General features: G+C 40.8%; 13 protein-coding genes. 10 read left to right on the top strand and 3 right to left on the bottom strand.

Annotated features, from left to right (window positions below; translation table 11 throughout):
• Positions 1-11: 11 nt before the first annotated feature.
• From QOL44_RS07605 to QOL44_RS07585, 5 genes are all read left to right on the top strand, one after another.
• A complete protein-coding gene (locus QOL44_RS07605; RefSeq protein WP_009058386.1) occupies positions 12-938 on the top strand; it encodes an SAM hydrolase/SAM-dependent halogenase family protein in 927 nt (308 codons plus the stop codon).
• A gap of 52 nt (positions 939-990) precedes the next feature.
• A complete protein-coding gene (gene typA / locus QOL44_RS07600; protein ID WP_009058387.1) occupies positions 991-2,823 on the top strand; it encodes a translational GTPase TypA in 1,833 nt (610 codons plus the stop codon).
• 48 nt (positions 2,824-2,871) lie between these two features.
• On the top strand, positions 2,872-3,414 hold the full coding sequence (locus tag QOL44_RS07595) for a cysteine hydrolase family protein (protein WP_009058389.1): 543 nt from the start codon (positions 2,872-2,874) through the stop codon (positions 3,412-3,414).
• 279 nt (positions 3,415-3,693) lie between these two features.
• Entirely contained in the window at positions 3,694-4,575 is an 882-nt protein-coding gene (locus QOL44_RS07590; protein ID WP_009058391.1) for a hypothetical protein, read from the top strand.
• A 24-nt stretch (positions 4,576-4,599) separates the two neighbouring features.
• Positions 4,600-6,033, top strand: coding sequence for a pepsin/retropepsin-like aspartic protease family protein (locus QOL44_RS07585; protein ID WP_009058394.1), 1,434 nt, complete (start codon positions 4,600-4,602; stop codon positions 6,031-6,033).
• A gap of 21 nt (positions 6,034-6,054) precedes the next feature.
• Here the strand turns inward: QOL44_RS07585 and cyoE are convergent, their stop codons facing one another.
• A complete protein-coding gene (gene cyoE, locus QOL44_RS07580) occupies positions 6,055-7,005 on the bottom strand; it encodes a heme o synthase (protein WP_009058397.1) in 951 nt (316 codons plus the stop codon).
• A gap of 36 nt (positions 7,006-7,041) precedes the next feature.
• Entirely contained in the window at positions 7,042-8,091 is a 1,050-nt protein-coding gene (locus QOL44_RS07575; protein WP_009058399.1) for a COX15/CtaA family protein, read from the bottom strand.
• A 230-nt stretch (positions 8,092-8,321) separates the two neighbouring features.
• Between QOL44_RS07575 and QOL44_RS07570 the strand changes: the two genes are divergently transcribed.
• From QOL44_RS07570 to QOL44_RS07560, 3 genes are read left to right on the top strand one after another with little or no spacing between them, the layout of a single operon-like run.
• The gene (locus tag QOL44_RS07570; protein WP_009058404.1) at positions 8,322-9,302 is read left to right on the top strand and encodes an AAA family ATPase; all 981 of its coding nucleotides are present in this window, start codon (positions 8,322-8,324) and stop codon (positions 9,300-9,302) included.
• Positions 9,283-10,200 (top strand): DUF58 domain-containing protein, encoded by a 918-nt coding sequence (locus QOL44_RS07565; protein ID WP_009058405.1) that lies wholly within the window; start codon positions 9,283-9,285, stop codon positions 10,198-10,200. The genes QOL44_RS07570 and QOL44_RS07565 overlap by 20 nt, the downstream gene beginning before the upstream one ends.
• Before the next feature lie 18 nt (positions 10,201-10,218).
• The gene (locus tag QOL44_RS07560; protein ID WP_009058406.1) at positions 10,219-11,223 is read left to right on the top strand and encodes a vWA domain-containing protein; all 1,005 of its coding nucleotides are present in this window, start codon (positions 10,219-10,221) and stop codon (positions 11,221-11,223) included.
• A gap of 14 nt (positions 11,224-11,237) precedes the next feature.
• Here QOL44_RS07560 and QOL44_RS07555 read toward each other — a convergent pair whose 3' ends face one another.
• Positions 11,238-11,927 carry an acyltransferase gene (locus QOL44_RS07555; RefSeq protein WP_009058408.1) on the bottom strand — a complete coding sequence of 230 codons (690 nt, stop codon included), beginning with the start codon at positions 11,925-11,927 and terminating at the stop codon, positions 11,238-11,240.
• A gap of 266 nt (positions 11,928-12,193) precedes the next feature.
• On the opposite strand from QOL44_RS07555, the gene QOL44_RS07550 reads away from it, so the two are divergent.
• Positions 12,194-12,634 (top strand): division/cell wall cluster transcriptional repressor MraZ, encoded by a 441-nt coding sequence (locus QOL44_RS07550; protein ID WP_009058409.1) that lies wholly within the window; start codon positions 12,194-12,196, stop codon positions 12,632-12,634.
• Between the two features lie 75 nt (positions 12,635-12,709).
• Positions 12,710-13,654, top strand: a complete 945-nt coding sequence (gene rsmH / locus QOL44_RS07545; protein WP_009058411.1) for a 16S rRNA (cytosine(1402)-N(4))-methyltransferase RsmH — start codon at positions 12,710-12,712, stop codon at positions 13,652-13,654.
• The last annotated feature ends 11 nt before the right edge of the window (positions 13,655-13,665 follow it).

Raw genomic sequence — 13,665 nt, 5'->3', positions numbered from 1 at the left:
ATGGGATTGACATGGAGAAAAAAGCCTTATTTTTAAACTCTCTCCATTCTAAAGGCTTTCTTTTGCTTTTATTGACTGGAACAATGATTATATATTCGGGCTGTAATAAAAAGTCTCATATGGAGCATGCTATTGATTCAAGGCCGATTATAGGACTTATTACCGATTTTGGTTCAAAAGATCATTATGTAGCACAACTAAAAGGAGTGATTTACTCCATAGATCCTTTTGCCCGGGTAATTGATCTCAATCATGAAATTGAACCTTATAATCTTCCCGAAGCGGCTTTTCTTATTGATCAATCGACTCTGGAATTTCCTGCAGGTTCTATTTTTGTGGCCGTAGTGGATCCAGGGGTAGGAACGGAGCGTAAGGGCATACTGCTAGAAACTAAAGCCCATAAGTTTTATATCGGTCCTGATAATGGGATTTTCAGTCTAGTTGTGGAGAGAGAGGGGATTGCTGAGGTGTGGACTCTGGATAAAAAAGAAATATGGAAAAGGCAAGAACCAAGTTATACTTTTCATGGAAGGGACATATTTGGTCCCGTGGCGGCCTATCTAAGTAAGGGAGGCAAACCTCACAATACTGGTTCTAGAATACCAAAAGAAAATCTTCATTTATTGAATTTCTCTCCTCCATCAACGATTGGACAGAGTGTATCTGGACAAATCCTTTATATTGATCATTTTGGTAACATTATTACCAATATACCCATGGGAATGGCTTCCTGGATCAAAGAAGGGAATTTGGTTCGAGTGCAGATTGGGAAAATGACGCTTGCAGCTCCCTGTGTAAAAACCTATAGTGAGTTGCCATTGGGGAAAATTGGCGTATTATATAATAGTAGCGGTTACTTAGAGATTTCATCAAGTCAGGGATCAGCGGCGAAATTGCTCAAAGCGCAATCCGGTAACTCCCTGTTACTTCACCCATAGCTGAGGTATGGACGAAGAATTAATTAAATAGTGTGTATATAAAGTTTAGATTATGGAAAAGATAAAAAACATTGCGATAATTGCTCATGTGGATCATGGGAAAACAACGTTAGTAGACCAATTGTTGAAACAGTCAGGCTCCTTTCGGCAAAACCAACAATTGACCGAAAGAATAATGGATAGTATGGACCTGGAAAGAGAAAAGGGGATAACCATCCGAGCAAAAAATGCCTCTTTCCAGTATGAGAATTACAAGATCAATTTGATTGATACTCCTGGGCATGCCGATTTTGGAAGTGAGGTAGAAAGAAGTCTAGGGATGGTTGATGGCGTTTTACTATTAGTAGACGCTGTAGAAGGGCCTCAAGCGCAAACTAAATTTGTTTTGAAAAAAGCCTTGACCCAAAATCTCAGTCCGCTTGTGCTCATTAATAAGATTGACAGGGCAAATGCTCAGCCTATTAAGGTTCTAGACCAGATTTTCGAACTCTTTCTTGAATTAGAGGCTTCTGATAAGCAGCTAGACTTTCCCGTATTGTATGTTTCTGCCAAAGAAGGCATCGCTTTGAAAGAATGGAAAAAAGAAATCTCAGTTGAAGATAAGAAGAATGGCTTCAAGCCACTTTTTGAAGCTATTTTGACTCATATCCCTTCTCCGACTGTCTCTCAGGATCCAGCTTTTAAGCTTTTAGTCGCCAACTTGGACTACAGTGATTATTTAGGCAGAATTGCGATTGGCAAAATTTTTTCTGGTAAAATTAAAGTGGGTTCTCCTCTCTTTTCTTATCAAAAATCTGGGAAAACGAGTCGTGGAACCGTCACGGCTATATTAGGCTTTAAAGGGTTGGAACGGATAGAGCTTTCCGAAGCTTCTGCTGGGGATATAGTCGGAATAGCTGGTTTAGAAGAAGTTTACATTGGAGATACGATAGCAGATGTAGAGGATACTATTCCACTGCCACGAATAGAAGTAGATCCGCCTACGGTTCGCATGCGGATCGTGGTCAATGATTCGCCTTTAGCAGGCAAAGAGGGAAAACTTCTGACAGCCAGACACATCTATGGAAGGCTTCTCAAAGAAGTAAGAACCAATGTAGGGCTTAGAGTTGAAGAAACGGATGTGCCTGGAACTTTTGAAATTAGTGGTAGAGGGACCATGCAGATAGCTATTCTTGTCGAACAAATGCGCAGAGAGGGGTACGAGCTTATGGTTAGCCGGCCAGAAGTGATTTACAAAGCTGATTCTTCTGGTATCCTCTTCGAGCCTTATGAGTTATTATCGGTAGATATCCCACAAGAATGCCTTGGCCCAGTTATGGAAATGCTTTCGAAAAGGGGAGGCAATATTCGCATGATGAGAAATAGTCAGCAGAGGGTTTTTATGGAAACATTAATTCCAACAAGGGGCTTAATTGGATTTGAAACTGAATTTGTTAATCTGACCCGGGGAGAAGGCTATGCGAGTCATCTCTTTCATGAATATGGCCCTAAGCAGGGAGAAATTGAAATAAGGAGTAATGGGGTTCTTGTTTCGATTGCAAAAGGTATTTCGACAACTTATGCTTTGGAAAACCTCCAGCAAAGAGGCATCCTTTTTATTGGTCCAGGTGAAGAAATTTATGAAGGGATGGTCGTTGGAGAACATAAAAGACCTGGGGATCTTCTTGTTAATCCTTGCAAAGCAAAGCACTTGACGAATATCCGTTCTCAAGGCGAAGGCAAAGCCATTGGACTAGAACCACCGAAGATTTTCAGGCTTGAGGAAGCGATTGAATTCATTAGTAGTGAGGAACTTGTTGAGGTCACTCCAACAAAGATAAGGATTCGAAAAAAAATATTAGATTCGAATGAACGAAAAAAAGCTGCTATAAAAGTAGGTTCATAGGATAATGTGAGGGTGTTTTCCAATGGAACTTCAATAATAAAAATCTCTATGGAGTCTGTGGTCATTGTTGACATGCTTGAAGATTTCATAGGGGGGAAGCTTGCCTCTAGAGAAGCAGCAAAGATTATAGAACCGATCAGAAAATTAAGTATCGCTGCAAGAGCTAAAAAAAAGCCGGTTATTTATGTTGGGGATGCTCATCTTCCAAGCGATCCAGAAATGATAATCTGGGGGGAGCATGCCATGAAAGGTTCTCCTGGAGCTTCTATTATCAAAGAACTGGCCCCTAGCCCAGCCGATATCGTGCTCGAAAAAAGAACTTATAGTGGGTTTAGGGAAACAGGGCTGGACCTAGTATTAAGATCTTTGAAGGTGGATACCATTATTTTAGTGGGTCTGCATACCCATCTGTGTATAAGGCATACGGCTGCCGATGCCTTCTTTTTAAACTATCATACGATTGTACCCGTAGATTGTGTGTGTGCCTTTAGTCCTCAAGAACAGGAAAGTGGGCTAGAATATCTTCACAAATTTTACGGCGTAGAGCTTTCCACTGTATCCTCAATCATTGAAAACTGGAAAAAAGAATAAAGAGAGTCAACAATTTCCTTTATCGTTCCATGCTCTTTTTAATAAAAGGATTATTAAGGGCAAATAGCTGAATGAAAAATAAAACTTTTCTTCATATCCTCAATTTAAACATAAAAGAGAATTTTATAACTAACTATTTATTTTGAATTATAGTCAGTGTTATATTTTTTTTATCTTTTTTACTGTTTCTATTTTTTTTTCTGCTTTGCCAAGAAATGGTCTCCTACTACTCACTTCTCTCTTTCTATTGGAGTTTTTTGTTTATTTCTTTTAGTCCCCATGGTCCTTCTTTCTACGAGGGGGATTCTGAGGGCTGATACAGTATTTTGGCCTGGGGAAGAGATTGCTGTGCAAGATATCGTTGAAACGATGAATCAAGCCGATTATGGGAAAGGATGGATAGGGAAGTGGCGGAAGATGACCGAAGAGACAAGAAACAGACAAACAACCTGGCTTACCCCGCTTGTGACTGAAACTCCAAGGTTGGAGCAACGCATTCGATACGATGTCTACGATCAAACATTACCAAACGGGAATAAAAGATGGGATATGGGAGCAGGTAAAGGAGTCAATTTAATTGTTGGTCCAACCCTGGAATTTGCTTTTTCTCTGCCACAATACATTTATTACCCTGGAGAAGGCCGGCTCGATGGGTTTCGAGGGGAAAGTTTTTTAATTAAAAACAGAATTATGTCTTCTCCTGAAGGACAGAAAAATTATGTCTTTTCGGTCATGCTTGCCGCTCACTCTCCTCTAGGACAAACTCTTCCAGACTATCCTGCACACTGGATCTGGGATCCTATTGTCCTCTTTGGCAAAGGCTTTGGAAATTTTGATTTTATGATCAATTTAGGAAGTCAATGGGCCGATGGAGCCAATAGAACCTTCGGTATACCCTACTTTTATAACATTGCCCTGCAATATAGAATTGGCTACGTAACTCCAACAATCGAAATTAATTCTACTTCAAGCATCGATCAGCTTTTCTTTATTGGAGCTCCTGGACTTTTTGTTACCCCTGAAGTTTTAGTGGGAAGATTTCGATTCAAAGATGATTGGAAACTTTATTTTGGTATTGGGTATCAGATCGCCATTGATAAAAAGACAGTCGAAAAGGAGTATTCGAATGCTTTTGTAGTGAAGTTTCATTTGCTTTTTTAGGGATTATGCATCAAAAAGACAAAGATGGGTATAGGTTTTTTCAATCCTCTTTTTTCTTTCTCCAATAAAGAGGGAGTTAAAAATTTTTCCTGGTTCCTTGCCAACCTTTTATGCTTTTTTTTCTGTTCCCATGGATTTTCAGAGTCGATCTCTGAGGCAATAGATAGGCAAAACCCAAGCCGCCTTTTTCATGAAGGGAGGATAGAGGCGGCAGCTCGTGTAGCCTTTGAAGCTTCCCTCCGTGATCCTCAGGACTGGAAATCATTAAAGATCCTTGGGTGGGTGGCTTTGATGAAAAACCAACTTGAAGATGCTAGTAGGTTTCTCCAAAAGGGATTGAGATTAAATCCTGAAGATACCGAGATGAAGAGGCTACTGGCAATTTGTTATTATAGAGAGGGAAAGCTCGAACAATCGGCTGACTTATTAAATGAGATTAGGGAAGGGTGGACTGCCAACCTTCTCACTCAACTGGAACCAAAGGCATTCGATGTGCTGGAGCCACAGACTAGTATCAAACTCGATGATTCTGATCCTTTTGTGATTATTCCGGTAAAAATATGCAGGAAAAAAGTCTCGCTTTTTCTGGATACTCGCAGTTCGTTCACTGCTCTGGATAGGGACCTTTATGAAAAAGTAAAAGAGATTAGGCTTCTTGATGTCATTGCCCTGCAGTTCTGGTTCAACTTTGCTGGCAAATGGTCTATTCGAGCTAGAACAGGGATTATCCAATCGATGCAAATCGGAAATATGAAAATAGAAAGAATTCCCATCCTTTTAGCCCGATGGAAAGGAACCTATCTTTTTCCTCGTCATGTGCCCCAGATTGTCCATGGGGTAATAGGAACAGATATGATGAGACAATTTAATGTGACGATAGATTATCCGAAAAAAGAGCTTTTCTTACAAAAAAGAGAGGGCTCTTTTTCTGAACGGTCTTTTCTAGAGACAAAAGATGGATCGGTTACGAGGCTTCCTTTTTACTTAACTCCAGGAGGACAGATTCTTATTCAAGGAAAGATTAATGATCAAGAAGGAATCTTTTTTATGGTGGATAGCTTGGATGTGGGAAGAGCCTTTACCTTTTCTGAATGGATGCTTGAGAAATTTCATTTGCCTCGATATGGGGGTTGGATGATCGGTTTAAGAAGAGGCGGAAGATATCCTTCCATTTACACGATTGTTCCGAAAATACAGATTGGGAATATTGTCATGGAAAACGTGAAGGCCGATATTGGGAAAAGCTATGATTTTCCACCTGCCATTGAGCATAAGCAAGGGTTCCACATCGGAGCGATTGTAGGGAATAGCTTTTTGAAGTCTTTTATCGTTACTTTTGATTTCCAGAATATGGTGTTGATCTTGCAATCCAAAAAAATGGCTGCTACCGACCAACCGCCAATTAGCCCGTTGGCATATCAAAGAACTGTAGCTGGGATCGATGAATCGGATCATTGATTGATTGGGTAAGAAAGCACTCTATTTTTTCCAGCAAATGGCTAATAGAGTAAAGAGCAATGGTAGGTAGGCAATTGAAGCAAAGAAAAGAAGACGAGCTGCTGTTAAATTTCTTTTGAGGTGTAAAAAGAGGGCGGATAAAAAGAAAAGCATGCCTAGTAGGAGAGATCCCCAAAGATATAAAAGCCCTGCCTGATGAGTGAAGTAAGGCAAAAGAGAAGCCATCATTAACAAAAAACAGAATAGAAGACTCTGCAGTGTCAATTTTTTGCCACTAGAATCTACTACAACAAGCATTTTAAAACCGGCTTTTTTGTAATCGCTTCGGTAAATCCATGCAATGGCATAGAAATGTGGCATTTGCCAGAAAAAGAGAATGCAAAAAAGGAAGATTGGTGTTACGTGCAGGATGTTTGCCTCTTGTGCAGCATAGCCAATGACTGGAGGAAGGGCACCAGATATAGCTCCAATCCAGGTATTCCACGGGCTTATCTGTTTAAGAGGGGTATAGATTCCAACATAAACGATAAGGCTTAAAAGGGCAAGGCTAGCAGCCATAAGATTAGAAAAATTCCACAGATAGAGAAATCCTACAATGGCTCCAATAATGGCAGTAATTGCAGCCTCTATAGCGTCAAGACGATGTGCTGGCAGTGGCCTGTCTTTTGTTCTTGACATTTTGCTATCCTGACGACTTTCTAGTACTTCATTTAATACAGCAGCCGAAGCAGCGACCAGTCCAGTGCCGACCACAACATGAAGGGCTTTTCCTATATCCAAAGAACTTCCTGAAGCTAAAACAAAACCGAAAAAAGTGGTGGTTAGCACCAAAAGGGTAAGACGGAACTTGATGAGCTCAGCAACATCTTTTAACAGAGAGCGACGACGAGCCAATGTGGGCTTCAGGGAACTCTGCAGTAATCCATTTTCTCTCTGAGGTTGGTTTGAAGTTTCTGTCTTAAAGCTTTTCATATCTAAACTAAAAAGAGGAAATGGTTGTTGAAGCGATCATTGCCCAGGGTTGGAGTAGGTCGAAGAAGGATTGAACAACACCCTTAAGTCATTTTGCTTGGTTTTGATCAACCATTCTCCTCGGTAAAGGATAACCGTTATGAGGGAAGAGAGGAACAAGATGGCAGCACCCACAAGAACATGAGCGGTGGTAATGATATTTTCTTTTCCTGTCCAAATGACGAAGGCTCCTAGAACGATCTGTAGAGCCACCAGGCTGTGTAAGAGCCTAGCCATAGAAAGAACCGAGGAGCTGGGGGCCTTTTTTTTAAGGACAAAAAAAGAAAAGACAGTAAGTAAGAAAATAACCAGGGCAACAAACCGATGGGCAAGCTGTAGATGAATCTGGCCAAGGGTTGTTGGAGGCAATCCCATGGCTTGCCTTTTTGCATTAATATTCGCCAGATCCTCAGGAGTGAGTCTGGGGATAATTTGCCCGTAAGCAAGCGGAAAATCGGTAATGGATAGTCCTAAATGTGCATGACGCATAGCCGCTCCTAAAAGAAGCTGGATATAAACAATGAGAGAAAGGAATAAAAAAAGAAGGGGAATGTTTTTGGTCCCTCCCACATAATAATTGTCTTTTTGCAAGTGGTTCTCGGTTATCCAATACTTAGAAGTGGACAGCCAAATAATACCCACAAGCACCAAAAAAGCCTGAGCCAGTGCAGCATGAATAATCCCAATCTGATCTTTCATCCAAACCACTCGCAGTCCCCCAAGGATTCCTTGAAAAATAACAAGAATAAGAGCAAAGCAGCCTGCCCATTTGACCCAGGCGCGTTTTTCTTTAAATAAAAGAAGAAAGAAAAGAATAATGGTTAAAAAACCGACAGCCGAAGCAACGAGCCGATGACTATGCTCGTAAAAAACTCCTCCAATCCATCTGGATAGAGGAAAGCTAAACATATTGTAGCCAAAAGTTGTTGGCCAATCCGGAACAGCCATACCTGAATTGGTACTGGTCACCATGGCTCCAACAGCTATTAGTAAAAAAACAAAAAAAGTAAGAATGGCTGAAAAAACATTAATAAGTCTATTTTTCACTTTTCCTATCCTATTTTAATGTCCTAGAATGAGAAGGAATTCATCAATTTTTTTTCCGAAACTCTCTCTCGAAAAGAATCCTATTCTAAATATAGCCTTTTTATGTTTTCTTCCACAGAAAAAGTTAGGACCCTTCTCGGTAAGAAGAGGAGTAGCAAGAAGTTTTCTCATCAAATAGCCAAAAACTCCTTTGATTATGCTGATAAAGTCCAGTAGTTTTATGCAATCCTATGACAAGAGGTCAAGAATGGTCAGAAAGAGTGTTATCTGAAATCAAAAAAGCAATTATTGGGCACCAAACAATCATTGAAAGACTGTTGATTGGATTACTAACTGGAGGTCATATTCTCATTGAAGGCATGCCTGGGTTGGCTAAGACACTTCTTATCAAAACGATTGCTAAAGCGGTTGGTCTGAAGTTTGAACGGATTCAATTTACTCCAGATCTTCTACCAAGCGATGTGGTAGGAACGATGATTTTTCAGCCCAAAGAGGGCCGCTTTTTTCCACATTTAGGTCCCATCTTTGCCAACCTTGTGTTAGCTGACGAAATCAACAGAGCTCCAGCCAAAGTTCAAAGTGCTTTATTGGAAGCCATGCAAGAAAAACAGGTTACCATTGGAGGGACTTCTCATCGACTGCCTGATCCCTTTCTTGTCATGGCGACACAAAACCCGATTGAACAGGAGGGTACCTATCCATTGCCTGAAGCACAATCCGATCGGTTCTTATTCAAGCTTATTATTGGGTATCCTTCGGAAGAAGAGGAAATGAAAATGCTGAGGCTTTGGGGAAGGTTGACAGAGGAGCCAGAAATAAGCCCGGTCTCTTCCCCTGAGGAAATACGGGAGATAAGGAAAGAAATTGATCAGGTCTTTGTTAGTCCTATGGCTGAACATTATATACTGGCTTTGGTACGGGCGACTAGGGAGGCCGTAAGAAATTCTTCTGAGGGCATTCAAAGGTTGAGCTATGGAGCCTCTCCTAGGGCCTCTCTTGCCCTTTTCCAAGCAAGCCGTGCTCTTGCCTGGATCAGAGGTTCTGATTTCCTAAGTCCTCAATTTATTCAGGAACTCTATATCGATTCTCTACGACATAGAGTTGGATTGAGTTATGAGTCCGAAGCCGAGGGCAAGACGGTGGAGAGCATCCTCGAAGAAATTCTTAAAACTGTTTCCATTCCCACAGAATATGGCGAAGAAAGAGGCTGAACCTTTCGTTTTTTCAAAAGAAAAAGTTAAAGAGGCCTTGCGGCTTCTGCATCGTATTGAATGGACGATAAAAACCACCTCAACCTACCTTTTTTCAGGAGAATATCGATCGGTTTTCAAAGGCAAGGGGAAGGAGTTTGACCAGGTAGTGGCCTATGAGTTTGGAGATGATTTTAGGGATATAGACTGGAATGTCACGGCCAGGCTTGGAGCACTCTACAGGAAGAAATATGTTGAGGAACGAGAGTTGGTCATTGTCATAGTCATCGAAGATAGTCCTTCACTGTTATTTGGTTCGGGAGCGATGACCAAGAGAGAGACGGTTATGGAAATTGCAGCTATTTTAGCCATTCTGGCCACCGGTTTTAGACATAGATTAGGTATAGTCCATGTTTTTCCTGGTGGCTATTTGTTTATTCCGCCAGCCAAAGGAAGAAAAAAAGTTTTGTCTAACATGGTGAAGATCTGTAGTTTGGCTCCACCCTCCCTTCTGTTAGAACAACCAGTGAAAATTCCCTGGTCTTTTCTCCAAAGAATTTTACCGAGAAATACCATATTGTTTTGGATCGGAGATTTCCCTCTAAGACCGATCCCTCAACAATGGTTCGCTTTGTCTCAGCGTTTTGAAATTCTTGGTTTTCGAGTTGAGGATCCCTGGGAACAAACGATGCCTATAAAAGAAAGTTTTTTGGCTTTTGATCCGGTTGCTGGCAAAGTGGTCAAAATCGATCCTAGCAAACCAGAAACAAAAAAAAGACAGCAACAGTGGAGGTTAGAAAGAGAAAAATATTGGAATAGCCTCTTTCCCAATCGGTCTTCGAGATGCTCTTTTACCGTTGGCAAGTCCATCTTTGCGGATCTATTGCATTTTTTTGCTGAACGCTCAACCATTAAATAATTGTATTTATATAGTTCCATGGTAGCTCTTGTTGTTTTTGCAAATCCCTCATTTTTTTTCTTGCTTTTGCTTTTACCTCTTGTTTGGTTCTTTCGGAGGTATAAAAAAGAAGAACCTTTTTTTCTCCCTTTTGCCTCTCAATGGGTGGGAACGGAAAGACAAGGATCGATCAATAAGCTTCCTGTAGTCTGTTGCTACCTTGCTTTTGTGTTGTTTATTATTGCGCTTGCTCGCCCACAGGAAGAAAAAGGCAAAATCCCCATAAGGAAAGAAGGCTACGATATCGTCCTTGTTCTTGATATTTCTGGGAGCATGCTTGCCGAAGATTATGAAATTGATCAAAAGATGGTCAGCAGGTTAGACGTCGTTTTAGATGTGGTCAAAGCCTTTTTAGATAAAAGAGTCAACGACCGTATTGCATTAGTAGCCTTTGCTGGAAGAGCTTATACCGTATGTCCTTTGACTTTTGATCATCAGTGGATAAAAAGAAAGATTGATCAATTACAGGCAGGAGCGATCGAAGATGGAACGGCTATTGGAGATGCCTTAGGCCTGGCTTTAAGCCGTCTTGAGGGAAAAAAAGAGTCAGAAGCACGACACAAAATTGGGTCATTCTTGATCCTTCTGACTGATGGAGCAAATAATTGTGGAAATCTCCTGCCTTTGGAGGCTGCCCAATTGGCGGCCCGAAGTTCTATACCTGTTTTTGCTATCGGGGCGGGATTAAGTGGGGAGGTAACAATGCCTGTCTTAGATGAAGAAAGACGGAAGATCGGGAGTCAAACAGTAATTTCTGAAGTGGATGAAGAACTCTTACGGAAAATAGCTCAATTGACTGGTGGAGAATATTTTAGAGCAACCGATAGTAATGCAATTCTTTCGGCTTTCCAGGCTATTGATACCAAAAAAAAGATCCCTTTTGAACCAATCGTTGTCACAAAAAAAGAAGAGCTTTTCCCCATTTTTTTGGTTTTGGGTCTGTTCTTTTGGTTTTTGGCTTTTCTTATCTCAAAAAGAATTTAAAGACTTTTTTAGTTTTAAGTAATTTCTAGGTTTTGCTTATACTTGATGACTTTTCCTTCCTCCAGAAGAACCCCATGCCAAATAACTCCAGGAAAGAGTACCGTTTTTTTACCCAGAATGGAACCTGGATTAAGGACGGCATTGCATCCAATTTGGATACCATCCCCCAGAATCGCTCCGAATTTTCTTAAACCAGTGGGATAAATGTTCCCATTATACTTTATTTTGATTTCGGATCCATCGAGTTTCAAATTAGATAAAATCACTCCAGCTCCAAGATGGACCTTAGTTCCTAATATCGAATCTCCGACATAATTGAAATGTGGCACTTGACAATTTTTAAAGAGAAAAGAATTTTTGAATTCACAAGAATTGCCCAGAATGCAACCCTCTTCGATGATAACGTTTTTTCTTATGAAACAGCCTGTGCGTATTTGACAGTTTTCTCCGATCCAGGCAGGACCTTCGATCATTGCTCCAGGATAGATAATAGTTCCCTTGCCCACATAGACTTTTGGGCCGATGTAACAGCTCTGGGCAATTTCTCCATGAAGACCAGGGCTTAGAATTTCTTCTAGATAAGTTCCGATTAGGGAGAGGACTTGCCAAATCTTTTCTGCAGTATGGAACAATTTTTGATGGCGTGTTTGAGAAAGATCGAAAAATTGAACCGGATGGAATGAAGAAAGCGAGGGAATTTCCATAGTCCTTATGATTACGTATCAGTCCTTTCGATGAAAAGACTTTTTTGGAAAACAACCAATAGAGTTTTTTTATTTCTTAAAAAAAATCAAGATAAGGATCGATGAGATAGCTTTGCTTAATAGCAAGGAGAGAAATTTAACAAAAAATCAAGCAAAAAGTTTTATCCAAAACCAAAAGTTTTTAATGACAGGGAAGAAAACTTTGAGTATGAATAATAGTGGTGAAAAATGGAAGAAAATAGAGAAAAATGGAATAAAATCCAATTATGGGGAAAAAGAGAGCTACCTATACAGACATTTTTGAGCATGCGTTTGACGAAAAAGGAAGAATAACTGTTCCTTCCGAATGGAGGCAGGAAGGTTATGATAGTCGGCTCTTTGTTTTTCCTTCCAAATTTCACCACTTGAAAGTCTATCCAGAGTCCTGGATGGAAGAAATTCATCAAAAGATTGAAACTTTAAGATTGCAAGACCCGATCAGACAACAACTAGAGCTCCTGGCTCAGATTTCTCAAGCGGTGAGCTGGGATCAGCAAGGAAGGATATCAATCAAGGAAAGACTAAGAAAGCATTCACAGATTGGGAAAGAGGCAGTACTGGTGGGCCGTTTAGATCATTTTGAAATTTGGGATCAAAGGAAATGGCAAGAAGAAACGGCTGGGAAAAGCACTTCTTTTGAGGAAGCAATTGAGGGCATGGGACTATGAAAGGAGGGGAAAAACGAGGAAAAAAGAATGAGAATGGGTTGCAGAACTTAAAATTTATGAAAAGAAAAAGGTGGCATGGAAGAGAAAAGAGAGGAAGGCCTATTGCTCCATGTTCCAGTCATGCTCAAGGAGTTTTTGGAGCTATGCCAGCCGCAAGAAAATGAAAAATGGATCGATGGTACTTTTGGGTATGGGGGGCACACGACCGCGCTTCTGGAAAGAAGATGCAAGGTCTTGGCGATGGATATGGATGAACAAGCTCAGCAACGAGCGGGGTTGTTAAGAGAAAAAGGGTATCATTTTTACTTTTTCCGAAAGAATTTTTCGGAAATGGCGGTAGCTTGCTCTCAAATCGGTTGGGATTGGGTCGATGGAGTGTTGTTGGATCTTGGGGTTTCTATAGGACAATTGAAAGATCCACAAAGAGGGTTCAGTTTTCAATTTCCTGAAGCTCCTTTGGACATGAGAATGGATAGTTCGAAAGAAAAAACAGCTGCCTTTTTGTTAAACAACTTAAGCAAAGAGCTGTTGATAAGGCTTTTTTCAGTAAGCTGCAAGCCAAAAGAAAGTCAAAGGCTTGCGGAAGAGGTGGAACGATTTCGATCGATCCGGCCTATTCTTCGGGTCAAAGATTTTTTAGAAATTATTTTAAAAGCTCGCCTATCAAAGGCAAAAGGGCATGTTGCTACTCGCCCATTTCTTGCTTTAAGAATGGCTGTCAATGAAGAGCTTGAACATCTTCAAAAAGGGCTTGAAGAAGGCGCAAGACTTTTAAATGAAGGAGGAAGGTTAGCTGTGATCAGCTTTCATTCAGGAGAGGATAGGCTTGTGAAAAGATTTTTCCAGGATCATTGTCTGCCCAAAGGGAGACATGCGCCGGAAGGGGAGAAAGAGCGGGAGGTTTTTTTTTATAGAATAGAGCGTCGTTTGGTTTCTAGAGAAGAGAGCAGAAACAATCCAAGGGCAAGAAGTGCGAGGCTACGGATCGGCTGGAAAATCTGTTCGGAAGAGGAAAGGTAACCATTCATCAA

Source organism: Candidatus Methylacidiphilum fumarolicum (assembly GCF_949774925.1).
Classification (GTDB): domain Bacteria; phylum Verrucomicrobiota; class Verrucomicrobiia; order Methylacidiphilales; family Methylacidiphilaceae; genus Methylacidiphilum; species Methylacidiphilum fumarolicum.
Note: the sequence above shows the minus strand (reverse complement) of the source record. Positions and strands in the feature narration are given on the sequence as shown.